Here is a 24,191-nt window from a genome sequence, read left to right on the forward strand (position 1 = left end):
TATTTTCAATGATTTTGCATAGAGTTTCTCGATTCATCCGTCACCCTTTTGTGGAGATTGGGTTTATCCTCCTCTTTGTCATTTTTATAAGCGCGTTTATAGTTTTTTGGTTTGAAACCATGGCACCTCAATCCAACATAAATTCTTTATGGGATGGCATCTGGTGGGCTGTTGTAACCATGGGAACAGTGGGTTATGGTGACAGATACCCGGTGACCACAGGTGGAAGGATAGTTGGAATTTTACTTATTTTCAGTGGTGTGGGATTGATGTCCCTTTTTACCGCAACAGTAGCCACATTCTTCATAGAGAAAAGGTTAAAGGAGGGTAGGGGTTTGGACAGGGTAAGAAATAAGAACCACATTGTCATTTGTGGGTGGAGCGAACATGTGGATGATCTGTTACAGGGATTGGATAGTTTCGGAGTGATGGAACACCGGGAGGTTGTACTTGTAAATGAACTTTCCAGTGATGAGATAGAAGCCTTGCAAGTTAAATATGGAAAGTATAAGCTAAAATTTGTGAAGGGTAATTACGTACAAGAAGAAGTTCTTTTGCGGGCTAATGTAAAGAAGGCAGAGGCGGTGATTTTAATGGCTGATGCCTCTTGTGGTTATCAGACGGATAGAATGGATGAAAAGACGATTTTAGCGGCTCTAGCAGTAAAATCTATCGCTCCTCACGTTCGTATTGTTGCTGAACTGTTGAAGCAGGAGAACAGAGCGCACCTAAAAAGGGCTAATGTAGATGAGATTGTGGTGAGGGACGAATATACAGCTTCCATTCTCGCAGGAACTATAAGGTCACCAGGTTTAACTAAGGTTATTTCGGGGATACTGAATATTGACAGTTACTGTAAATTGTATCGTTTACCCATCCCACAGGAGTACATTGGGAGATCTTTTAGGGAGCTTTTCTTTCACTTCCGAGAAAGGGAAAAGGCCCTACTTTTGGGTATAATTAAGGAGAAAAAAACGATAAAGCTCGAGGATATCCTCTCGGATGATACGTCTGCTGTTGAGGTCTTCCTGCGAGAGAAGATAAAAGAGACAAAAAAGGAGTTTATGGTGGAAAGGGAGTCAGAAAGAATTGTATTGAATCCTGAAGATGATTATCCGATAGCACCGGGAGATTCGGCTATTGTTCTCATGAGTGGGAAATTATTGTAGTTAGGGGCTGTGGCATTGCGGGAGGATGATTATAGCGTTTTTAGTGGTTCGGAGATTTTTAGGGATTTAGACCACGTCCAAATTGGGAAAATCCTGGGTATTGCCCGAGTGGTTAAGTTCAGAGCTGGAGAGGTGATACTACGTGAGGGTGATATAGGAGATACGATGTACATAATGAAGGAGGGAACCGTTGAAGTCATAAAAAACCTTGTTCTAGTTGAGATTGAAGATAGTGAGGATAGAAAGAAAACAAAGGTTTTCACAAAACTGGAAGCGAAAGATCACGCTGTCTTTGGAGAGTTGGCATTGTTGGATGCTATGAAGAGGACGGCTACGGTGAGAGCTGTGACTGATTGTGTGTTATATGAGATAAATAGAGCTGATTTTTTAAAACTTGCCGAAGAAGATTGTAAATTGGGTTACCGTGTAATTTTGAACCTGGCAAAGATAATTGGTGCCCGTTTAAGAAAAGCTGATGAGGAAACGGTGAAGTTAACCACAATTTTGAGCATTGTATTAAGCGAGGTGTGACGTGATTATCACGCTTCTAGATAAAGATAAGCTTCTGGACAGCATATTCAGGGTAAGCACTTTGCTAACCGCGGATGCCGATCTTTCGGTGATACAGACAAAAATACTCGAAGAGCTGCTTTATACCCTTGATTTTGACAGGGGCATGATTCGTTTCTTCGACTCCACTAGGCGTTATCTAGAAGTTCAGGTAGTGAAAAATTTTCCTTTAGAGGAGGAAAAAAGGGCTTTTGACTTAGCGCTCGATGTGACACGTCACAATTGCCTTTCTACTTTTGTGGCAAGATCTGGTGAGATTGCTATTGTGGAAAAGGCAGTTAGAGATTCCAGGATTACGTCACTGGACCGATACATTACGAGCTTGGCAGAAAAAGGGTCGGTCATCTGCGTGCCCTTAAAAGTAGGGGATAGCGTAATTGGCACTATGGAGGCATGGCGGGAGGAGGAGAGTATTTTCTATCCAGAGGAAATCAGTATTATTCAGGCTTTTGCGAATCAAATGAGCATAATCATACAGAACGCCCGACTGTTGAAAGCAGGTGAGGAGAAGATTAGACAGCTTACGGTGTTGCAGGAGGTTGTCTCTGAGCTTAACGTATATAGCACGTTAGATGATGGAATTTTGAAGATTGTTCTTCGTGGTGCTAAAGAGATTACTGGTGCCGACAGTGCAATAGTATACTTCTGCGACTTGCAGCGGGATCGCTGTATGGTGGCTGATGAGAACAATTCTGTAATTGACGCTAGAGATGGATTTGATGAAAGGATGGGCAAAAGTAGTTTTCTCATTAAAGAAGCGATTGAGAGCGGAAATTTCGTTGTAAAACAGTTGCCCGTGGAAATTCCCCCGATGGAGTCCGATACCCCATATTTCACAACTCGGACGGAGCTGGCAATACCCTTTGCAATAAGGGACAGATTCAAAGGTGCGCTTTATCTCTCAAAAAACAAAGGTAGTTTCACTGAGGATCAAATCAATGCGCTAGATATTTTGGTTAAGAACGCAGCTACGACATACGATAATGCCATTATGAATTCTCTTCTCCACCAGGAGGCGGAATCCCTCAAATCAGAACTGGAGAGAATGAAAGAGAGAGAAGATAAATTACTGGGTTTCCAAGATATTCTGGGCAAGTCAGAAAAAATGTTGGAGATTTTTCGGATCATTGCAGATGTTGCTGGCCATAATACCAACATTCTCATACAGGGGGAGAGTGGAACGGGCAAGGAATTGGTAGCTAGAGCAATTCATCGCCACTCTCCTAGGAGCAACAAACCTTTTGTAGATGTCAATTGTGCTGCCATCCCCCCAACACTCCTTGAAAGTGAGCTTTTTGGGTATGAAGCAGGAGCTTTTACCGACGCCCGGAAGAGAAAAATAGGTCTCCTGGAATACGCGAATGGTGGGACTATGCTTCTCGACGAGATAGGTGAGATGAACATTCAACTGCAGGCGAAATTCCTCCGGATGTTGGAAGATGGGCATATCCGACGTCTTGGAGGTACAGAAAAGATTCCTATTGATGTTCGTTTTATCTTCTCCACAAATCGTGATCTTGCAGAAATGGTGTCGAAGGGTACTTTTCGGGAAGACCTATTCTACAGGATAAGGGTTGTGCCTATCGTTATACCACCTCTAAGAGAAAGACCGGATGATATAATTCTGTTAGCTAACCATTTTGTGAAGGAGTTTAATCAGAAGTTTCGCAAAAAAATTAGGGGATTTGATAAGGAGACTGAACGAATACTCCAAGATTATCCATGGCCTGGAAATGTAAGAGAACTGAGGAACATCATTGAAAGGGTTATGATTTTGAAAAATAAAGGCAAATTTATCACCGCTGATGATTTGCCCAGAGAGATTGTAAGGGGCAGTCAATCAAAGTCAGATTGGCTTATTGAACCCCTTTTGGATCAACTTCCCTTTGATGGTATTGACTACAAGAAAGTAACAGAAAAAATCCTCTTAGATATAAAGAACCGTCTTCTCCAGAACGCCCTTATTAAAGCTCGAGGAAATAAGTCTGAGGCTGCTCGACGATTGGGTATTTCAAGGTTTAAGCTTATAAGGGAACAAAAGAAATTGGCCCAAAAACTCTCAAGCGATATCCACTGAATTATTCTGCGTGCGGGAAATGCACGGTCTGTGCAATTTATGCACAGATTAGTGGTATGGTCATATTACTGCTAGATCGTTCTTTTCATTCCTATAGTGTGCGTTAAGCGCACGTTTTTATTTTTTTAGGAAATGGTGATTTGTAAGACCCGTGTTCAGCTGCGTGATGAGAATCCTCTGGGTGTGTTTTTCTCTATGGCATGCGAATTGCATATAAAATAGTAGTGGTTGATGAGTGAAGCTGGGTTTTATGACAGGCTTGGTTGTGGCGTTTGTGATGGAAGTGGATGTGGGTATGAGCGAAAATTGGAAACATTGGGATAGATTTTAAGCTCTTTCTCTCCAAAGAGTAGTAGAATTTCCTAGCCGGTGGGTGGTTTTTCCCTCCTTTCCACCCACCGCCCCCCCCTTCAGATATCGTACACTGAAAGGGCTTTTTTATAGTCCTTTCAGTTTAACATATTTTTGGTGGATGGTTACATGGTAACCCTCCACCTTTTTACACGTGAAACTTGAACAAAGCTATATCGCCATCTTTCATTATGTATTCTTTACCTTCAGACCTAATAAGCCCTTTTTCTCTTGCGTGTGTTAGACTTGGTGTTTTTATGAAATCGTTGTAGTTAATGATCTCTGCACGAATAAAACCCTTTTCCATATCGCTGTGTATTTTCCCAGCTGCTTGAGGTGCCTTTGTGCCTTGAGGAATTGTCCACGCCCTTAGTTCTGAACCAACGGTGGTGTAGAATGTTATAAGGTTAAGAAGATCGTACCCTTCTCTTATTAGTTTTACGAGACCGGATTCTTCCAATCCCATACTATCCAGAAAGGCCTTCCGATCTTCTGGAGGAAGTTCAATCATTTCAGCTTCAAGATCACCGCAGATCACAATTACTTTTGCACCTTCCCGAAGGGCGATCTCAGTGATCTTTTCGACGTCACTACTTTTTTCTTTTAAATCTGTTTCACCTACATTTGCTACGTATAGGACTTTTTTTCCCGTTAAGAGATGGAGATCTTTCAAAAACCCTTTTTCCTCTTCCTCCAGTCTAAGTGTATGAATGGGTATACCCCTGTTTAACATGTCTTCTAACATACTGTAAAACTCTAATTGTTTCGCCGCTACTCTGTCTCCCCCTTTTGCTGCTTTCTCTGTACGAGCGATTCTTCTGCTCAGTGTCTCTAGATCGGCTAATATAAGCTCTGTTGTCACGATCTCGATATCTCTTACGGGATCAATTGAACCGTACATGTGGGCTACGTCGGGATTTTGAAAACACCTCACGATGTGAATTACAGCATCTACTTCTCTTATATGTCCAAGAAATTTATTTCCCAAGCCTTCTCCTTTGCTTGCTCCTCTTACAAGACCGGCAATGTCGTAAAATTCCATTACAGTAGGGGTAACTCTGGGAGGGTTTAGGATTTTGGCCAGATTATCCAGGCGCGGATCGGGTACAGGGACAATACCCACATTTGGCTCAATGGTGCAAAAAGGATAGTTGGCTACTTGTGCACCCGCTGCGGTGAGGGCGTTAAAAATTGTTGATTTACCCACGTTTGGGAGGCCTATGATACCGCAGCGAAAACCCATTTTTCTGGTGCACCTACTTTTGTGGTTACGTTAGTGATTTTTTATTTGAGTGTCAAGGTAATAAAAAAAGCGCCTCATGAAGAGGCGCTTTTTAGAAGACGGTAATATTTTACTCTTCTTCCACAAGTTTTTCTGCTTCAATCCGCATTGTGTAGAAGGACCTGTATACGAAGATCAGAGCGATTATGAAGAATACGATTGCCAAACCCAATTTTATAGATGCGTTTGTCATTGTCACCGCAATTTCAGTGGTTAACAGTCCGAAAAGGGTTGTGAACTTAATAACAGGGTTCATTGAAACGGAGGATGTATCTTTGAAGGGGTCACCCACGGTGTCACCAACTACAGTCGCTTCGTGGAGAGGGGTATTCTTCTGTCTCAGGTCTACTTCTACTATCTTTTTGGCGTTATCCCAACAACCACCCGCGTTCGCCATGAAGACTGCCTGGAACAAACCAAAAAACGCTATGGCGATCAGATAACCGATGAAGAAGTAGGGATCAAAGAAGGCAAGACCCAGGGCCATGAAGAAGATGACGATAAAGATGTTGATCATTCCCCTCTGGGCGTACACTGTGCAAATGCGAACCACTTCCTTGCTGTCTTCAATTGAAGCCTGTTCCTTATCGAGTCGAAGGTTCTTTTTTATGTAAACGACCGCTCTATATGCTCCCACTACTACTGCCTGGGTTGATGCACCCGTAAACCAGTAAATCATACAACCACCCATGATGAGACCGAGAATAACTTCCGGCTGGACTAGACTGAGTTTAGCTATGGCATTACCAAATAATCGTTCCAGAAGTATAATGATGCCGAAGACCATAGTTGTAGCTCCCACTACAGCTGTACCAATCAGCACTGGTTTTGCCGTCGCCTTAAAGGTGTTACCAGCACCATCACATGATTCTAGGTAATGCTTAGCTTGTTCGAAATCTGCGGGGATACCAAAATGCTGTTTTGCTACGTCGGAAGCGTCAGGTCGTGACTCGATCATGGAGAGCTCGTATATAGACTGGGCGTTGTCAGAAACAGGGCCGAAGCTGTCTACAGCAATCGTTACTGGACCCATTCCAAGAAATCCGAAAGCCACGAGTCCGAACGCAAATACTGGTGTTGCAAACTTAAATGCGGGGGGCATTATTTCGATTACCGCGGGTGACTGTGAAGCGACATAAGCGATAACCATTAGAATGAGTATTACCAATCCCTGCCAGAAACCTGAGAAGTTACCAGAAACAAATCCGGAAAGGATGTTTAGGGAGGCTCCACCCTGACGGGACGCATTAACAACTTCCTCACAATGCCGGGACTCTGTGCTTGTGAACACCTTTGTAAATTCTGGGATGAGAGCACCAGCAGCGGTACCGCAGCTGATTATTATGGATAGAGCTATCCAAAGTGGTAGTCCACCTGAGTGGGGAATGTCGGAGAGCAAAAAGTAGCTGGCCCCAAAAGTTACAAGTATGGATATTGTCGATGTGATCCATACTAAGTTTGTGAGAGGTTGTTCAAAGTTGAAGTCCTTTTTGCCACCAAAGACTGTTTCGCTGAGACTGTGGTTAACAAAATAGGAGATTAGAGAGGTCAGGATCATAAGGATACGCATAACAAATATCCAGACGATTAGTTTTCCACCCATTGAAGGGTTTTCCGCCAGAGCCAGAGCCAGGAAGGTAATCAAGGCCACTCCTGTAACACCATACGTTTCAAAACCGTCTGCGGTGGGTCCCACTGAATCGCCAGCGTTGTCACCCGTGCAGTCAGCTATGACACCAGGGTTTTTGGGGTCGTCTTCTGGTAAGTGGAACACTATTTTCATGAGGTCTGAGGCGATGTCTGCGGTTTTTGTGAAAATACCTCCGCAAATACGGAGGGCACTAGCGCCTAGAGACTCACCGATTGCAAATCCTATGAAGCATGGCCCAGATAACTCCTTGGGAATGTAGGCTAAAATGATGATCATAAAGAACAACTCAATGCTCACGAGTAGCAATCCTACGCTCATACCTGAACGCAGACATATGTTTACTATACTCAGAGGATTGCCACTTAAAGATGCAAAAGCCGCACGGGAGTTCGCGATTGTGTTACTCCTCATTCCGTACCATGCAACGCTATAAGATCCCAATATTCCGAAGATTGAACATATAAGGATGACCAAAATTCCAGTTATAGGTGTGGGTGATAGGACACCGAAGTAGTATACAATACATATGGCGATAAGTACCCACAGTACTGTTAGGAATTTACCCTGTTGGATCAGGTAAGTTTTGCATGTTTCCCATATGATGTTTGAGACATCCAGCATAGCTTGGTGGGCGGGTAGTTTTTTAGTCTGAATGTACTGAACCGCACCAAAAAGCATGCCGATGGCACAGATGATAAGACCGAGATTTAAAAGTAACATCCCGCTTACGCTTCCGTGCATGAATGTAACTCCTGATAGATCGGGCAAAATGATGTCTGCTTCACTTGCAAATGCGGCGTGGACCGTGAGCAGCATCATGAGCGTAGGGATGACGCCTAAAGAAAAACACTTCCCTCTTCCTTTAAACATCGTTCAACCTCCTCGATTTTGATTGATAGTTCTCTTGTGAAACTTGTTCATAGCCGCCTGTATACCCAGAGAGATGGTGTATACTATTGCTTCTGAGGCTTTTTGGATGACCGCAGGAAGCATTTGCATTTCCTCATGGGAAAAGGGGCTAAGCACGTACTTATCTGTTATTGATTTTAACGGGGATTTCCCAATGCCCAGACGAACTCTAATAAACGATGAATCCCCTATGTGTTCAATGATGGACTGCAGACCTTTATGTCCCCCGTGGCCTCCACCGAATTTGAGACGTAACGTAGCAAAAGGAAGATCGAGATCATCGTGAACTACAATTAAATCCTCCGGTTTGTTGATTTTGTATCGGTTTACGATTTTTGCCACCGCCTTTCCGCTGAGGTTCATATACGTTTGTGGTTTTACCAAAAGAACCTCATTTCCTTTAATCGATCCTTTACCGTATAGGGCATCGAATCCCACTTTTGAAATACTAATCCCGTTTTCTTCGGCCAATTTGTCTATTACCATGAACCCGACGTTATGTCGGGTAAAGGTGTATTTTTTTCCAGGGTTTCCCAACCCTACTATGATTTTCACTTACTTTTCCATTCACGGTTTTACCCTGTTTAGATAACAGCTATTTTTTTGTCGGTTGAGCTGCGGACTCGCCTGGTGATTTCAGAGAGGCCCGTGTAGGAGCTATATATATAACCGGAATGTTTCCAGCTTCCCGAATTGTAACACCTTCAGGGACTTTTATATCCCTTGCCTTTACCGAGTCACCTACATCAAGCCCACCAATGTCTACTTCTATATACCCAGGCATATCCGAAGGAGAGCAGGAAACCAGTATTTCTCTCTTGAGAATCTGTAGTTCCCCACCTCTTACCACGCCAGGTGACGTGCCTGTTGTCTTTACTGGAAGGGCTACATTTATCTTTCTTCCAGGATCAATTCTATAAAAGTCAGCATGCATGATAGTGGGTTTGAAGGGGTGTATTGTGTAATCCTTTATCAGGGTAAGCCTTTCCTCTGTTTTCCCGTTAACGTCAATCATAAGTTTAATGAAGAACTTGCCGTCGGCTTTAACAATTAATTTTTTTAAGTCTTTTTCACTGACGTATAGTAGTTCATTTTGCGAATTGGGACCGTAAAGAATCGCCGGCACGAACCCCTGGGTTCGCAATTTTCTAGCAACTCCCTTGCCGGATCCTTTACGAATAAAGGCTTTAAGCTGTTTAATGTCCATTGTTGGATGGCCTCCTAAATAAATAGTGAGCTGACCGACTCATCATAGTAAATACGTCTTACAGCTTCCGCGAGCAAGCTCGCGATGGAGAGCACTTTTATTTTGTTGCAAGATTTTGCCTTTTCGTGAAGAGGGATCGTGTCTGTGACAATGACCTCTCTAAGACAAGAGGTGTTTATACGTTCAATTGCCGATCCAGATAGCACAGGGTGTATGCAACAGGCACATATGTCTGTAGCTCCTGCATCTTTTAGGGCTTCGGCTGCCTGTACAATGGTGCCGGCTGTATCTATCATATCATCAAGGATGATCACGGGCCTATTCTTAACATCTCCTATGATGTTCATTACCTGTGATTCATTGGGGCCTTCTCGTCTTTTGTCAATGATCGCAAGGTTTACCCCAAGTCTTGTTGCATATGCTCTCGCCCGGACTACACCACCCGTATCTGGCGATACTATTACGGTTTTGTCGGTGAAGTTTTTCTGTATGTATTTTAAGAGAATGGGCATTGCATATAGGTTATCCACGGGTATGTTAAAAAAACCCTGAATTTGTCCAGCGTGGAGATCCACTGAAAGTATGCGATTTGCTCCTGCTGTTGTGATTAGATCAGCTACGAGCTTGGCGGATATCGGTGCTCGGGGCGCTACTTTTCTATCCTGCCGTGCGTATCCATAGTACGGAATAACAGCGGTTATTCTATATGCGGAAGCCCTTTTTAGGGCGTCGATCATAATAAGAAGTTCCATGAGATTTACATTCACAGGGGGACAGGTGGATTGTATTATGAAGATATCCATGCCCCTCACATTTTCATTTATTTCGACCCTCGTTTCACCATCGCTGAACGTTCCAACGTTGGCTTTTCCGAGAGGAACCCCCAAGATATTGCATATTTTCTCAGCAAGTTCTCTGTTGGCATTTCCTGAAAAGATCCTTATTTTTTCCAACATTAATTTGCCTCTTGCCTCAAATATATAAGTTCATGGCTGGGGCGGGAGGATTCGAACCTCCGCATACAAGATCCAAAATCTTGTGTCTTACCACTTGACGACGCCCCAAGCTCTCTTGATGAACCAAACTCAGTGCACTTGAGTATCTATTTTTAATGACGACGCTGTGTATACTTGACCTGTAACTTTGTTTATCAGTTCTTTTCTTGCTTTTTCCAAGGCTTCTTCCCTGTCAAATATACCAAAAACCGTGGGTCCACTTCCTGTCATAAGCGTCCCCAAAGCTCCATGGTCCATCAGAAGTTCTTTTAATTTACCAATAATGGGATACATTTTAATAGATACGTCCTCTAAATCATTGCTCAGTCCACTAATTATATCCTCCCATCTCAAGAACCGAGGAATGCTATAATGGATTCTTCTGTTTGTCAATCCCAAATTGAGTTTTTCGTAGACTAGGGCGGTTGATAGGGGAAATCCTGGGTTTATGAGAAGATAATAGATAAAGGGACATTCTTCACAGGGTATTAGCTCGTCTCCTATGCCTAAAGCCCATGCTGTTTTTCCAAGCACAAAAAAAGGTACATCTGCCCCTAACATAGCTCCCATTTTCATGAGTTCTTCCGTATTCCAACGGTTGTTTATCATTTCGTTAATTGTAAGGAGTGTTGTTGCTGCATTTGAACTTCCACCTCCTAGACCTGCTGCAACGGGTATCCTTTTTACCAGATCGATTTCTACTCCGAAGGGCCAACCTGAGTGTGAGAGTATTAATTCTGCTGCCCTGTATACCAAGTTGTTTCTGTCTGTGGGGAGATTGGAATTGAGACATTTGAGTTGTATACCTTTTTTGCGTTTAACAAATCTTAATTCATCGAAAAGAGTTATTGGTTGCATTAAGGTTTGAAGATCATGGTAACCATCTGGTCTTTTACGGAGCACTTTCAGGTGGAGATTAACCTTAGCGGGAGATAATCTTCTCATTTTTTTGAGGTTTCTCTAACATATCGCATCCTCAATTCGAACAAGAGGTCATCAAGTAAATGCTTTTCATTGCTCTCCAGATTCCCCTCTGTTTTCTCTTTGAGCATCGCTAAGGTATCAATTATGTGTTTTGCAGCCGCAAGGTTACGCTGACTCGCTTTACCCGTTGCATCTGTAAAATCTCCAAAGTGGTACATAGCTGTTGTGCTCAGGGAGAGGATGAAGTTAGAAAAGGTAACTTCTGGGAAGTGCTGATCTTTCTCTTCTTCAGCAGCACCCTCTACTTTCTCTCGCTGCTGATCCTCCTCCTGCGATTTAGATTTTGCTTCTTCTTTGAGCTCACCCGATTCAGTTAAAATTCTCCTATCCTTTACTACAAAACCCTTTTTGTCCTCTTCCATATTTACTCGGAACCTCCTTCAGAACATGGCTCTCATAGCGCGTAAGCGAGCGATCCTTTCCTCAATGGGTGGATGGGTGCTGAACAAGTGCATTAGAGAGCGGCCGGTAAGGGGATTCACTATGAACATATGAGCTGTTGAGGGATTGGCATTCATGGGATTAACTTGTGAAGCATATGCCAGTTTTTCAAGGGCTGAGGCCAAGGCATAAGGTTTCCCAGTGATCCGTGCTCCTCCTTCATCAGCCATGTATTCCCGTGAACGGGAAATGGCCATTTGGATAATAGTGGCAGCGATAGGAGCGAGTATTGCTGTAAGAATCAAGCCTATAATTCCACCTGGGTGTTCGTCCTCGTCACTTCGTGACATTCCACCGAAGATGGCAGCCCATTGTGCCATATTTGCAAGCATCACAATCGCGCCGGCAATTGTTGCTGCTATGGAACCGATGAGGATATCGAGGTTCTTGATGTGTGTTAACTCGTGACCAATAACACCCTCCAGTTCTTCACGGTTCAGTAGTCTAAGTATACCCTCGGTAACAGCAACTACCGCGTGTTGTGGATTCCTACCTGTGGCAAATGCATTTGGTGTATCTGAGGGTATGATGTATACGCGGGGCATGGGTAGGCCTGCGCGAAGAGCTAATGTTCTAACTATATCGTAAAGTTCTGGTGCTTCCACCTCTGACACCTCTTGGGCGTCGTACATACTAAGGACGATGCGATCGGAGAACCAGTATGCTCCGAAGTTCATGATGGTGGCAAATATAAAAGCGATAATTACGCCATTTTTACCACCTACCACTCCACCGATTATAATTAGAAGTCCTGTAAGGGCTCCTAATAACAAGGCGGTGCGCAGTGAGTTCATATTTTCCTCCTTTATTGTAAGTTATTTTTGTTGAATGTCAGTTCACCGGAGTTCGAAACATCTATAGTTATATTATCACCCTCACGTATGGTCCCTTCCAGTATCTTTTTGGCTAAAGGATCGAGAACAGATTTTTGAAGGGCCCTTTTTAAGGGTCGAGCCCCGTATACTGGGTTATACCCTATGCTAACAATATAATTTTTTGCCTCTGGTGTCAATTCTAGGGAAATTTTCCTGTCTTCCAAGCGCTTTTTTATGAGGTTGATCTGGATATCAACGATTTTACCTATATCTTCTTCGGTTAATGAGCGGAACATTATGATGTCGTCTATCCTATTTAGGAATTCCGGTTTAAACGTCGCGCGGAGGATTTCAAAAACTCTGTTTCTTTTTTCCTCTTCACTAAGGTAAGGATCCTGAATCCATTGGCTGCCTATATTGGATGTCATGATTACAATGGTATTTTTAAAATCCACTGTGCGACCGTGTCCGTCCGTTAAACGCCCGTCATCCAGTATTTGGAGAAGGATATTAAAAACATCGGGATGAGCTTTTTCTATTTCGTCGAAAAGGATGACGGAATAAGGACGACGGCGCACCGCTTCGGTTAGGTATCCTCCTTCTTCGTAACCAACGTAGCCAGGTGGTGCTCCTATCAGTCGGGCAACTGCGTGTTTTTCCATGTATTCTGACATGTCAATTCTGATCATTGCCTGCTCATTGTCGAACATGAATTCTGCCAGGGCCCTGGCGAGTTCCGTTTTTCCTACACCTGTTGGTCCGAGGAAGATGAAAGAACCAATGGGTCTATTGGGATCTTGGAGACCCGATCTGGCTCTTCTTAGCGCGCTTGAGACAGCTGCAATTCCCTCATCCTGGCCTATTACACGTTGACTTAACCGCTCTTCCATGTGGAGCAGTTTTTCAACGTCGCTTTCCATCATTTTCGCAACAGGTATACCTGTCCATTTAGCAACCACTTCAGCTACATCTTCCGCGTCTACCTCTTCTTTAAGCATGCGATGGTCTTTCTGGATTTCAGCTAATTTTCTTTGCTCTTCCTCCATGGCCTTGTTCAGTTCGATTAGTTTTCCGTAACGAATTTCTGCTGCTTTCGCCAGATCACCTTCTCTTTGGGCATTTTGTTCCTCTATCTTAAGTTTTTCAATCTCGCTTCGTATTTCCTGGATACGCTTTATGCATTCCTTCTCCTTTGCCCAATGGATTTTCATTTCCTCCATTGAACGACGTAGTTCTTCCAACTCTGCTTCTATCTTTTTACGTCTTTCGAGAGCCGTTTGATCTGTTTCCTTCAATAGAGATTGCCGTTCAATTTCGAGCTGTGTGATCTTTCTTTCCACTGCATCTATTTCTGCAGGTAAACTGTCCAGCTCTATTCTTAGACGAGAAGCTGCTTCATCTATGAGATCCACTGCTTTGTCCGGTAGAAAACGATCACTTATGTATCTGTTTGAAAGAGTGGCTGCAGCTATTATGGCCGCGTCCTTTATTCGGACACCGTGGTGCAACTCATAGCGTTCTTTAAGACCCCGTAGTATTGCTATGGTGTCTTCAACCGTTGGTTCCCTGACTAGGATGGGCTGAAATCTCCTCTCAAGTGCCGGGTCTTTCTCTATGTATTTTCGATATTCGTTTAGTGTGGTTGCACCGATGCAACGCAACTCCCCTCTTGCAAGAGCTGGTTTCATCATGTTTGAGGCATCTACCGATCCTTCGGCGGCACCTGCACCCACTACTGTATGGATTTCATCAATGAAAAGAATAATTTCTCCATGAGAATCTACAATTTCTTTGAGAACTGCTTTCAGTCGGTCTTCGAATTCACCCCGGTACTTTGCCCCAGCGACAAGCGCACCGATATCCAAACCGATTATGCGTTTATTCTTAAGATTTTCTGGAACATCTCCGTTTACGATGCGTTGTGCCAGTCCTTCTACTATCGCGGTTTTCCCAACTCCTGGCTCTCCTATCAGGACAGGATTATTTTTTGTTCTACGAGAGAGTACCTGAAGGATCCTCCGTATTTCTTCATCCCTACCTATGACAGGATCGAAAGCTCCCTTTGCAGCTAATTCGTTGAAGTCTTTAGAGAATCTCTTTAGGGCTTGATATTTATCCTCAGGATTCGGGTCAGTTATTCGTTGTGATCCTCTAATCTCCACGAGGGCTTTCAGCAGACCTTCTTTGGTTATTCCTTCCCGTTTGAAGATACGATGTGCTTCGGAATCCTTGTCATCGGTGACTGCCAACAGGATATGTTCCACACTGACGTACTCATCTTTCATGCGGGCAGCTTCCATCATAGCGGCGTCGAGTACTCGGTTCAGTCGGGAAGTAATGTACATTTGGCCCGTTCCAGGACCTTCAACTCTGGGAATTCTTTCCAATGATTTTTTTAGGGAATCCTGGATTGAGGCTATGTTTGCCCCCATTTTTTTTAGTATGGAGACAGCGATTCCTTCGCGCTGATTGATAAGAGCTAGAAGTAAATGCTCTACATCAACAGCCTGATGACCGTAAGTTGATGCTAAGTTTTGGGCTTCTTGTAACCCTTCCTGAACTTTTAGTGTCATTTTATCGAAACGCATTGTTATATTCCTTTACTCAGTTGGTTTTTCAATGCTTACTACAATTTTTCCATTCTTGAATATTGAAACGTTACCTGATGACTCAGAAAGAACTATCGCTGTTGCTTTAGTTACGCTCGTAATTCCTGCAGCTGCTATATGACGGCTTCCTAGACCTTGGGGAAAGTCTTTGCTGTCCAGGGCTGCACTTAGGTGTCGCCCAGCGGTTATGATTGTTCCATCGTTTTTTATTATGAAGGCACCATCCAGTGCAGCAAACTCTTTTATTGTACCTTTTAATTCGGGATTCACTATGTTTCTCTCCATCTCCGTATAGCCGTGAAATGGATTCATTATCATCTGCCGGGAGAGTTGTAGGACGCGATCGTGATCACCAATTACGAATATTGTGCCCACTTTACGTCCCTCCCTACCCTGGGCAGCAAGTTCAAGGGCGAGATTGAGTACAGCACTGAACACTTCAGGGTATACTTCCTCTGTCACATCTGTGAAGTACTCCGTTATTAAAAATTCGAATTCTTTTCCTACATCTATTACGAATAGGCTGTCCACGTAACCAAAACGGGGAACACCACTTAGACAAACAATTTTATCTCCTTTTTTGAATAAACCTGTGGAGATACCTTTGACGATGGCTATTTTAATCTGTCCTACTCTGGTGAGAGTTAAATTTGGTACTTGTATGGTTGTACATCGCCCTTTAAATTTCTCAGGGAGTTTGTTATCCTTAGTTATAAGGATGAGTTCGTATCCCTGAGAGCCATCTAAGCTTAATGAAAGGTTGTCCGCTGCATCAGCGTACATGAGTAATGCCCGTGCTTCAATAGTTTGAGCTATCTGGCACGCAGACTCTATCATGACCCGGTTTATATCGTTCATATTTCTCCTCAAAACTCTTTTCGATTACGCAGGATTTTTTTCTTTCATAAGTTAACCACCCGTGCTATGGGTGTCAAGATGAGAGGTTTTTTGAGTGCCTTGACAAGGGGTTGTTTCGGTATTTATACAATAAAAACAATTGATTTTATTGCTATATTTGGAGGTGCGTTTTGGATCTTCCAGTTGTAACCGATACGTTAGATCGGTACATTGAAGAGATCAACCGTTTTCCCATTCTAAGTGCGGAAGAAGAATTCAAGCTCGCTGTGCAATTTAAGAGGGATCACGACATGAAAGCTGCGGAGAAACTGGTGGTCTGCAATTTGCGGTTTGTTGTCAAGATCGCGCATGAGTACAGGAACTACGGGGTAAAGTTGGCGGATTTGATCCAAGAGGGTAATATCGGATTGATGCATGCCGTTAAGAAGTTTGATCCATACAAAGGTTATCGGTTGATTTCTTATGCTGTCTGGTGGATTCGGGCCTACATACAGAACTACATAATAAAGACATGGAGTATAGTGAAGATAGGTACCACACAGGCGCAAAGGAAATTATTTTTCAAGATCAACCAGGCGAAGAAGCAACTGGAAGAACTCTCTAGAAAAAATCCTGAATTTGGGGAAATAGCGGAGACATTGGGGGTAAAGCCTATAGAAATCGAGGAGATGGATCTCAGGATGAGTGGTCGCGATCTCTCATTGGATGCCTATATTGATGAGGATGGAGAGGTAACTCATTTGGATCATCTAACGTATGAGGGTGACGATCAGGAGACTGCACTGATAAAGCGGGAAGAAATGGCTTTGGTTCAACGGCACATAGCAGGAGCTTTGGCAAAGCTTACAGAGAAAGAGAGATTTATTATCGAACATAGGGTAATGGCTGAAAACCCTATGACGCTTCAGGAGATAGGTGACCACTTTCACATAACAAGGGAACGGGTCCGACAAATTGAAAAACAAGCATTAAAGAAGTTACGATTGGCCCTACCGCACTTAAGAGAGGAACCGCCACTTCTTGAAGGGTAGTTTGTCAGTCAATACGCGCTAGATTTTCGAACGATGTGAACTTCTCGAGAAAAGCGAGTTTGATAGTTCCTGTTGGGCCGTTTCTCTGCTTTGCAATGATGACTTCAGCTATACCTTTTTCGGGATTATCCTCTGATCGGTTGTAGACCTCATCACGGTATATAAAAGCTATAACATCTGCGTCTTGTTCGATAGCGCCGGACTCTCTAAGATCCGCCATTTGCGGTCTTCTGTTGGTTCTGTCTTCGACTTTACGGTTAAGTTGGGAAAGAGCAATAACTGGTACGTTTAATTCTTTTGCAAGGGCCTTCAAAGATCTACTGATTTCAGATATTTCCTGCTCTCGCGATTCTTTGTATCCAGTTGATCTCATGAGTTGTAGATAGTCTAAAATGATCAGACCTAATCCTTGTTCTGCTTTCAGTCGCCTAGCCTTTGCCTTCATCTCCAACACTGTTATCGCTGGAGTATCATCAATGAAAATTGGGGCATCCGCCAGAAGACCAGCAGCTGTAGCCAGTTTTGGCCAATCTGTTTCACCGAGAAATCCCTTGCGAAGTCTGTGAGAATCAACTTTTGCTGTCGAGGCCAGTAGCCTCATAGCTATTTGTTCTTTTGCCATTTCCAGAGAGAATATAGCCACGGGAATACCTTTCTCGATTGCTACGTACTGTGCTATGTTCAAGGCAAAAGCCGTTTTACCCATGCTTGGTCGACCCGCTATAATTATGAGATCTGACTTTTGTAAACCTGCTGTCAGTTCGTCTATTTTTTCAAAACCAGTTGGGATACCGGTTACAAGCTCTCTTCTTTTGCTCAAATTTTCAATCGTTATGAAACTGTGCTTAATGATCTCTCGCAATGAAGTGAAAGACGATCTCACTTTGTGTTCTGATATTTCGAAGATGGCGTGCTCTGCTTCATCCAAAACCTCTTCGATGTCGCCATCAGCATTGTATGTTTTTTCGAGAATCTCCGTTGCTGTATCTATGAGCTTTCTCAGAATAGCCTTTTCTTTCACTATTTTTGCGTAGTGATCAACGTTTGCCGCTGAAGGAACGGCGTCGACAAGAGTGGAGAGGTATGAAATACCTCCAACAGCATCTAGTTCATTTCTGTCCTTAAGTAAATTGCTCAAAGTAATAAGATCAACTGGTTCGTTTCTTTCCGTTAGATCTTGGATTGCAGTGAAGATTTTCCTATGTGACTCTCTGTAGAAATCTTTGGCTGTTAGAATTTCCTGAACAGTGTACAATGCTTTGTTATCCAGCAAGATGCTACCTAAAACCGACTGCTCTGCTTCTATATTCTGCGGTGGAACGCGATGTTTGACCCCTGATGAGTTTTCTTTCTTTCTCTTCATACTTCCGCTGTAACAACTACTTTAATTTCTGCAGTTATCCCTGGATGTATCCTTATTTTGACCGGAAATTCCCCCAAGCTTTTTATTGGTTCATCCAGAAGGATGGATTTTCTATCAATTTCCACACCTTGAGCTTGCAAAGCTTTTTCTATGTCTTTGCTATTTACGGAACCATAGAGTTTATCCTGTAACCCAACCCGACGGGGAATATAACATGTAAGACCGTGTATTTTTTTGTATTTCTCCTCGGCAATTCTCCTGATTCTAACCTCTTTTTGGGCTGTCCTTTCTCTTTCCCGTTGCAGTTGGGTAACATTTTCCAACGTTGCTTCTCGAGCCAAACCTTTAGGGAAGAGAAAATTTCTTGCGTACCCATCGGATACATTTATCACTTCGCCTGATTTTCCCAAGCCTTTTACATCTCTTGTCAGTATAACCTTCATGTTCTTTTTTGAATTTGCCTTCCCTTAATTTTATTGCAGATCAGGGCTGCTAATATGTTTTCGGAAATTCACCCATAAATCGAAAAGGCCAAGCAGAATAACCGGAATCAACAAATACTGTTGGAACACGAGAAACATGTAAAAAACATACCTCAAGATACGTGGAACATTTTTAGTTTTGAAAAAATATGCGATTATTGCTACCCCCTGAATTAAATATACCATAAGACAGATCATAAGTCCATTTATCCCGACCCATTTCAGAGTGGTTGTGGGAAGTATAATACACGTTCCACTTGCTATGAAAAACCATACATACCAATCAGGGGCTTTCCATTTTGTTAGGTCTCCAAACGAAGGACTGGGTAAATTATTCATGATAAGGATCTCTCTGGCAGATACAATATTCAACCATACAGTTAAAGTTATGCTAATTAATGCAAGCGCCGGTGATGTGTAGGTTAGAAAAGTAATTATTTCTTCAGTGTTTTCCTTTATTTGGGAAATCTGCTCCGGCAGGATGTCCATACGGCTGTAGAGATCAACACTTTTCTTGATGGTTGCGGCAATATAACCTTTTACTACCTCTAGTGGGGGGGTGTTTGTTTGGTAACTGTAGAATAGAATAAAAAGGAACAATGCTGAGAACCCAAAAAGTGAGCACAAGAAAGTTGTCTTTTCAATGCTTAGGTTTTTTTCGAATAACTCTGAAAGGACGATCCCTAATGACACGAAAAAGATAAAAGGTAAAAAGGACAATGGGGAAACAGCTATTGTTCGAGAGATACCATGTGTTATTAAAAAAGCGAGCGTAACTGTAATCGCACCGCCAGTACGACCGACTTTTGCAAACAATAAGACAATGGGTAACGGGATCATAACCAGTATAAATGATCCTATTAAGGGAACAAAAATTGCTGTTAGGGTTAATAGGGAAAGAAGTAAAGTATTCTTTAAGACAGTTTTTAAAGCCTGTGCTATTTTTTTTGCATTGTTCATCATGGCCCGCTTTTAGTTAAATTTGGAGTTTCATTCCAAGTTTCCCAATTTTCAGCGGGCTAAAAATAACCTTATTCAGCCTTCCCTTATTATGAAAGGAAGCAGTGCTAAGATCCTGGCTCTTTTTATAGCAACAGTTAGGTTTCGCTGATGCTTGGCACAGTTACCTGTGATGCGCCGGGGCATAATCTTGCCTCGTTCAGTGATAAATTCTTTCAGAATGGTAGGGTTTTTATAATCTATCTTGATGTTGGAATCCGTACAGAAGCGACAGAATTTCCTCCTATGGAAATACTTCTTTTGGACTTTTGTTTGTTTCGCTGCTTTGGCGTTGGTCACGATTTTCCTCCATTAATTCTCTATTTTAAAAGACTTTGTTTTAACCTTCAAGCGGGGGAGATGTTTTTTGTTGAACCCTAGCGATTGTGGCTTCTTCTTTTACGCCGATTGGTTCAGTCTTTTCCGAAATATTACTCGACAGATCTTTCTGTATGGAGTTACTGTCAAAGCGATCTTCTGTTCTTACTGTGATGAACCTGAGTATCCGTTCGTCAATCTTAAAGTTTCTTTCTAGTTCCTTAGGAACTATAGGTTGACCTGCATAGTCCAATAATACGTAATAGCCCCTCAGATGCTTTCTAATTTCATAGGCCAATTTTTTCCTTCCCCATCGTTCAACATTAATGGGGACCCCCTTTTTTTCTTGGATGATTCCAATATAGTTATCAATTATGTTTTGAATCTCTTCGTCAGAAAGGTCTGCGTTAATAACAAAAACGGTTTCGTACCTTCTCAAGGTTATCCTCCTTTCGGCTCTATAGTCCAGGTAGTAAACCTGAACAAGGAGTCTTTGTTATTTTAGTTTTGAGAGCGGTCCTCTACCATAAGTTCCATTTCAAAATCAAGTTCAAATGATAAGTTTTTACAATCTGAGAACTTGATATTCTATGTTGAGTGATGTAAGTAGAACTCTTAAAGCTTAAAGAAAACGGAGAGGGGAACGGTGACATGGCTACAGTGATGCCGGAAAGTGAGGGAGTTAAAAAAGCAATAAAATGGATATCTGCGTGTATAGAAGAGGATAGCAGCCAATCTCTCAACAAGCTTATTGAGAAAGCTGCACTCCAATTTGATCTTTCCCCATTGGAGACGGATTTCCTTTTTAATTTTTTTAAGAAACGATAGTTTTGTACACTCAATTTGGTGGTCTGTAGTCCATCATAGATGTGGTTTTGGACTTAAAAATATACGTCTGTTTATTCGTACTCCGCTACCTTTTCTTCACCTGACAAAACTCTAAGGCCCCCTTCGGCGAGGGCTTGCATTTCATCCTCTCCGGGAAAGACAAAGACGGGTGCAATAAATTTCACTCGATCTTCAATCCAGTTGATGAGCATGGAAGAATGGGCTAACCCACCTGTAATTACTATGGCTTCGAGTTCCCCTTTTAAAACTGTGGCCATGGCCCCGATGTCTTTTGCAATCTGGTAAGCCATAGCCTCGTATATGAGTTTTGCCTTCTCATCTCCTTTGGAGATCATTTCTTCTATTTTTTGGGCGTCGTTGGTTCCGAGGTAAGCGGTAAGCCCTCCCCGTCCAACCAGGTAACTTTCTAATTGTTTTTTTTCGTATTTGCCCGAAAAGGCTAGATTTATAAGCTCTAAAGAGGGCAAGCCCCCGGCCCTTTCAGGTGTAAAGGGTCCCTCTGAAAGACCGTGGGTGCAATCGATAACTTCTCCTTTTCTGTGTGCTCCAATGGTTATACCTCCACCGATGTGTGCCACCACACAGTTAATTTCCTCATATCTTTTCCCCAGTTGCTTTGCCAGGCGTCTTGCCGCTGCTTTCTGGTTTAAAGCGTGAAATGCGCTTTTCCTTTCCACTTCGGGAATGCCCGAGATCCTGGCAATGGGTTGGAATTCATCTGTGCTTGGTGCATCAATTACAATCGCCGGCTTTCCCGTTTTCTCGGATAAACGGAGTGCCATTGCTGGTCCTAGTGCTGAGGGGTGTTTACCGTATTTCCCCTCTATGAGGTCTGAACACATTTTTTCATTTATGCGGTATGCCCCAGCTGGAGATGGTTTCCCCAGTCCTCCACGACTGACTATCAGATCAATTTCCTCTGGTGGAATCCCTTTTGTTAGAATAAAGTTGATAACGTCTTCTTCTCTTCGAGGTAGCTGGTCCTCAAGGGTGGAAAATTTTGATAGCTCTTCGGCTGTATAACGTATGGTGTCCACAGCGATTGCCTTTTCACCTTTGAAGATGGCTACTTTTGTTGACGTAGAACCAACGTTGATGACTAACAGTTTTTTTGCAGGCTCCATGAGTATGTCCTCCATTCAGGCGATGAGGGCTGCAAGGGCAAGCTCAACAACTCTGTTTTCTTGTGAAACGAATGGTACATTGAGAACCACAGGTTTTAAAGATCCAAGTAGTACACCAGCGGTCTGCATTCTTCCAAAATATACTAACGCTTCGGCGAGTAAATAGCCAGTGTCGATTTCAGGAAGAATATATATATCAACATTACCGGTTACAGGGCTATCTACCCCTTTGCGCGCAGCAGCTTCTTTACTAAGGGCACAGTCTATATCTAAAGGACCCTCTATTATGGCACTGCCAAACTGACGTCTTTCTCCCATTTTGGAAAGTATAGCCGCGTCAATGGTAGAAGGTATGTTGGGGTTTACCTGCTCTATTGAAGAAAGGATCGCTACGTTGGGTTTTTCCATACCTAAGAGCCGGGCGAGTTTCAGTGCATTTTGAAGTATTTGTTGTTTTTCAACGAGGGTTGGTTCGTTGTTTATGAACGTATCGGTAACAATGATAAGTTTTTCTCTTTTCAAAAGTGAAAAAACTGATGCGTAACTTAATATAGTGCCCTTTTGAGCCAATTTGGTATCTTTTCCAAGAACTGTTTCGAAAAAATCACCGTTGTTGTTTTCACCCTGTATTAAAGCATAACCATTGTTATTTAAAACCAGTTCTATGCCCTGGGCAACAGCCTCATGTTTGGTGCCTGTTACTTCATAAGCGACTTTATCTGAGGGTAGTGAAGAGGCCACAGAGCTTATCAGACGGGATTCCCCCAGCAGGAGAACTTTGGATACGATGTTTTCTGAAATTGCATTACGTAAGACAGGAATATCCGATTCACCTGGATTTGCTAAAACTGCACAGCTCAAAGGTTTTTTCTTTGCTGATATAATTAGGTCTGCAAAAGTTTTTATCATTTATCCTACCTCCCCTTCCATTCTGCTCGCAAGGGACACACACATCGCCAATTGCTGTACAATGTTGTCCGCCGTATCAGCTCTTGATGGTATACACACAGGACCTCTGGAGGTAGCGACTAGAGAACTCCGGGTCACATCGAGGAAAAAATCGAGTTTACATATCACATTTCCTGTATCCAGCCTGGGCATTAGTAATATGTGAGGTATCTCGTTCAGGTTAATGCGACTGTAGTCCACATGTTCCTGAGAAGATCCCATGAAAATCTCCGTGAAGGATGTCACAGGAATTATTTCACAGGGTCCGAATACTCCTTCTGTAGCCATTTTCTTTAGCTCTTCAGCGTCGATATAGGAGGTGAGCTTACCCCCAACAAAGGGTCTCTGACCGGAAAGAACGGCAATTTTTGGTTTTGGATAACCCAACAAGCGGTATACAAATACGGCATTCTTAACAAGGTCAACTTTTGTTTTCAAATCAGGTCTTATATTAACGCCAGTATCGGTGAAAATTACCAAATGATCTACGCCCGGTATTTCCCAAAAAGTAAGCACGCTCACCTTCATACCTGATGAGATCTTGGCTTCATTGCGGATAATGGCTCTGTAAATGTAGGAAGTGGGTATTTGCCCTTTGCCTGCTATAGGTACAGCACCGGAAAATAGCATTTCAATACCCAAATCTGCGATGTTCTGTGGATCTTCTGCATGTATTTTCTGAAAAGCATCTATACTGAAACCAATTTTTTCGGCCATGATGGCTATTTTACGTTCGTTGCCTACGAGGATCGGTTCAACGTATCCAAGTTCATGACTCTTTTTCACAGCTTTCATGAATTCTTCGTCTTCAGGAGCAAGGACTGCCAGTTTCTTAGGCCCTTTTTCTCCGGCCTCAGTCTCAAAGTCTTTAAGCGCTCTGATCATCCTTATTAACCTCATTTTTTGCCGATTCTACTGGAAAAAATTATAGAAGTAAAATATATTATTGGTCTACAATTGATATCCATAAAATATCAAATATGGAATTGAGACATCTACGTTACTTTATCGCCGTTGCGGAAGAACTTCATTTTGGCAGGGCTTCCAAGAGGTTAAACATATGTCAACCACCCTTAAGTCAGCAGATAAGGCGTCTCGAAGAGGAGATAGGTGTACAACTTCTGTATCGAAATAGACGCAATGTGGAACTAACTCCGGC

Annotated in this window: 24 protein-coding genes and 1 tRNA gene; 6 read left to right on the forward strand and 19 right to left on the reverse strand. The window is 42.8% G+C overall.

The annotated features are described in order from the left end of the window. Positions 1 to 8 precede the first annotated feature (8 nt). The 3 genes from N2317_07960 to N2317_07970 are packed head-to-tail and all read left to right on the forward strand — an operon-like array spanning position 9 to position 3,816. Positions 9 to 1,169 carry an ion channel gene (locus tag N2317_07960; GenBank protein MCX7817422.1) on the forward strand — a complete coding sequence of 387 codons (1,161 nt, stop codon included), beginning with the start codon at positions 9 to 11 and terminating at the stop codon, positions 1,167 to 1,169. Positions 1,170 to 1,178: 9 nt separating this feature from the next. After that, complete coding sequence (locus tag N2317_07965; protein ID MCX7817423.1) at positions 1,179 to 1,700, forward strand: cyclic nucleotide-binding domain-containing protein; 522 nt, start codon at positions 1,179 to 1,181, stop codon at positions 1,698 to 1,700. Position 1,701: 1 nt separating this feature from the next. Continuing rightward, positions 1,702 to 3,816: a sigma 54-interacting transcriptional regulator gene (locus N2317_07970; GenBank protein MCX7817424.1), complete on the forward strand. Its 2,115-nt coding sequence runs from the start codon at positions 1,702 to 1,704 to the stop codon at positions 3,814 to 3,816. A gap of 499 nt (positions 3,817 to 4,315) precedes the next feature. Here N2317_07970 and ychF read toward each other — a convergent pair whose 3' ends face one another. From ychF to N2317_08025, 11 genes are all read right to left on the reverse strand, one after another. Continuing rightward, on the reverse strand, positions 4,316 to 5,410 hold the full coding sequence (gene ychF / locus N2317_07975; protein MCX7817425.1) for a redox-regulated ATPase YchF: 1,095 nt from the start codon (positions 5,408 to 5,410) through the stop codon (positions 4,316 to 4,318). A 109-nt stretch (positions 5,411 to 5,519) separates the two neighbouring features. Beyond that, complete coding sequence (locus N2317_07980; GenBank protein ID MCX7817426.1) at positions 5,520 to 7,970, reverse strand: sodium-translocating pyrophosphatase; 2,451 nt, start codon at positions 7,968 to 7,970, stop codon at positions 5,520 to 5,522. Between the two features lie 3 nt (positions 7,971 to 7,973). After that, positions 7,974 to 8,564, reverse strand: coding sequence for an aminoacyl-tRNA hydrolase (gene pth, locus N2317_07985; GenBank protein MCX7817427.1), 591 nt, complete (start codon positions 8,562 to 8,564; stop codon positions 7,974 to 7,976). 40 nt (positions 8,565 to 8,604) lie between these two features. Then, on the reverse strand, positions 8,605 to 9,216 hold the full coding sequence (locus tag N2317_07990; protein ID MCX7817428.1) for a 50S ribosomal protein L25: 612 nt from the start codon (positions 9,214 to 9,216) through the stop codon (positions 8,605 to 8,607). Positions 9,217 to 9,230: 14 nt separating this feature from the next. After that, complete coding sequence (locus N2317_07995) at positions 9,231 to 10,172, reverse strand: ribose-phosphate pyrophosphokinase (protein MCX7817429.1); 942 nt, start codon at positions 10,170 to 10,172, stop codon at positions 9,231 to 9,233. Between the two features lie 33 nt (positions 10,173 to 10,205). Next, a tRNA-Gln gene (locus N2317_08000) sits at positions 10,206 to 10,280 on the reverse strand. 21 nt (positions 10,281 to 10,301) lie between these two features. Continuing rightward, positions 10,302 to 11,156 carry a 4-(cytidine 5'-diphospho)-2-C-methyl-D-erythritol kinase gene (gene ispE / locus N2317_08005; GenBank protein ID MCX7817430.1) on the reverse strand — a complete coding sequence of 285 codons (855 nt, stop codon included), beginning with the start codon at positions 11,154 to 11,156 and terminating at the stop codon, positions 10,302 to 10,304. Beyond that, complete coding sequence (locus tag N2317_08010; protein ID MCX7817431.1) at positions 11,153 to 11,557, reverse strand: DUF1844 domain-containing protein; 405 nt, start codon at positions 11,555 to 11,557, stop codon at positions 11,153 to 11,155. Before N2317_08010 ends, ispE begins: the two co-directional genes overlap by 4 nt. Positions 11,558 to 11,575: 18 nt before the next feature. After that, positions 11,576 to 12,430, reverse strand: coding sequence for a zinc metalloprotease HtpX (htpX, locus tag N2317_08015; protein ID MCX7817432.1), 855 nt, complete (start codon positions 12,428 to 12,430; stop codon positions 11,576 to 11,578). A gap of 11 nt (positions 12,431 to 12,441) precedes the next feature. Further along, entirely contained in the window at positions 12,442 to 15,039 is a 2,598-nt protein-coding gene (gene clpB, locus N2317_08020; GenBank protein MCX7817433.1) for an ATP-dependent chaperone ClpB, read from the reverse strand. 12 nt (positions 15,040 to 15,051) lie between these two features. Then, positions 15,052 to 15,918 (reverse strand): diadenylate cyclase, encoded by an 867-nt coding sequence (locus tag N2317_08025; protein ID MCX7817434.1) that lies wholly within the window; start codon positions 15,916 to 15,918, stop codon positions 15,052 to 15,054. A gap of 170 nt (positions 15,919 to 16,088) precedes the next feature. Here N2317_08025 and rpoH point away from each other — a divergent pair, with 170 nt between their 5' ends. After that, on the forward strand, positions 16,089 to 16,949 hold the full coding sequence (gene rpoH, locus N2317_08030) for an RNA polymerase sigma factor RpoH (protein ID MCX7817435.1): 861 nt from the start codon (positions 16,089 to 16,091) through the stop codon (positions 16,947 to 16,949). A gap of 4 nt (positions 16,950 to 16,953) precedes the next feature. Here rpoH and dnaB read toward each other — a convergent pair whose 3' ends face one another. From dnaB to rpsF, 5 genes are all read right to left on the reverse strand, one after another. After that, positions 16,954 to 18,312 (reverse strand): replicative DNA helicase, encoded by a 1,359-nt coding sequence (gene dnaB / locus N2317_08035; GenBank protein ID MCX7817436.1) that lies wholly within the window; start codon positions 18,310 to 18,312, stop codon positions 16,954 to 16,956. After that, a complete protein-coding gene (gene rplI / locus N2317_08040; protein ID MCX7817437.1) occupies positions 18,309 to 18,755 on the reverse strand; it encodes a 50S ribosomal protein L9 in 447 nt (148 codons plus the stop codon). Before rplI ends, dnaB begins: the two co-directional genes overlap by 4 nt. Before the next feature lie 30 nt (positions 18,756 to 18,785). Continuing rightward, on the reverse strand, positions 18,786 to 19,754 hold the full coding sequence (locus tag N2317_08045) for a YybS family protein (GenBank protein ID MCX7817438.1): 969 nt from the start codon (positions 19,752 to 19,754) through the stop codon (positions 18,786 to 18,788). 75 nt (positions 19,755 to 19,829) lie between these two features. Then, positions 19,830 to 20,093, reverse strand: coding sequence for a 30S ribosomal protein S18 (rpsR, locus tag N2317_08050; GenBank protein ID MCX7817439.1), 264 nt, complete (start codon positions 20,091 to 20,093; stop codon positions 19,830 to 19,832). A gap of 40 nt (positions 20,094 to 20,133) precedes the next feature. Further along, entirely contained in the window at positions 20,134 to 20,550 is a 417-nt protein-coding gene (gene rpsF, locus N2317_08055; protein MCX7817440.1) for a 30S ribosomal protein S6, read from the reverse strand. Positions 20,551 to 20,762: 212 nt separating this feature from the next. On the opposite strand from rpsF, the gene N2317_08060 reads away from it, so the two are divergent. After that, on the forward strand, positions 20,763 to 20,939 hold the full coding sequence (locus N2317_08060) for a hypothetical protein (GenBank protein MCX7817441.1): 177 nt from the start codon (positions 20,763 to 20,765) through the stop codon (positions 20,937 to 20,939). A 71-nt stretch (positions 20,940 to 21,010) separates the two neighbouring features. On the opposite strand, the gene buk is transcribed toward N2317_08060, so the two are convergent. Genes buk through N2317_08075 form a run of 3 tightly spaced genes read right to left on the reverse strand, consistent with a single transcriptional unit; the run spans position 21,011 to position 23,917 of the window. Continuing rightward, positions 21,011 to 22,084, reverse strand: coding sequence for a butyrate kinase (gene buk, locus N2317_08065; protein ID MCX7817442.1), 1,074 nt, complete (start codon positions 22,082 to 22,084; stop codon positions 21,011 to 21,013). 15 nt (positions 22,085 to 22,099) lie between these two features. Further along, positions 22,100 to 22,993 (reverse strand): phosphate acyltransferase, encoded by an 894-nt coding sequence (locus N2317_08070; GenBank protein MCX7817443.1) that lies wholly within the window; start codon positions 22,991 to 22,993, stop codon positions 22,100 to 22,102. Continuing rightward, the gene (locus N2317_08075; protein MCX7817444.1) at positions 22,994 to 23,917 is read right to left on the reverse strand and encodes a phosphate acyltransferase; all 924 of its coding nucleotides are present in this window, start codon (positions 23,915 to 23,917) and stop codon (positions 22,994 to 22,996) included. Positions 23,918 to 24,012: 95 nt separating this feature from the next. Here N2317_08075 and N2317_08080 point away from each other — a divergent pair. After that, on the forward strand, positions 24,013 to 24,191 hold a 179-nt coding region (locus N2317_08080), incomplete at its 3' end, for a LysR family transcriptional regulator (protein ID MCX7817445.1).

The sequence above is a fragment of the Syntrophales bacterium genome, from assembly GCA_026417625.1.
Lineage (GTDB): Bacteria > Desulfobacterota > Syntrophia > Syntrophales > UBA8958 > JAOACW01.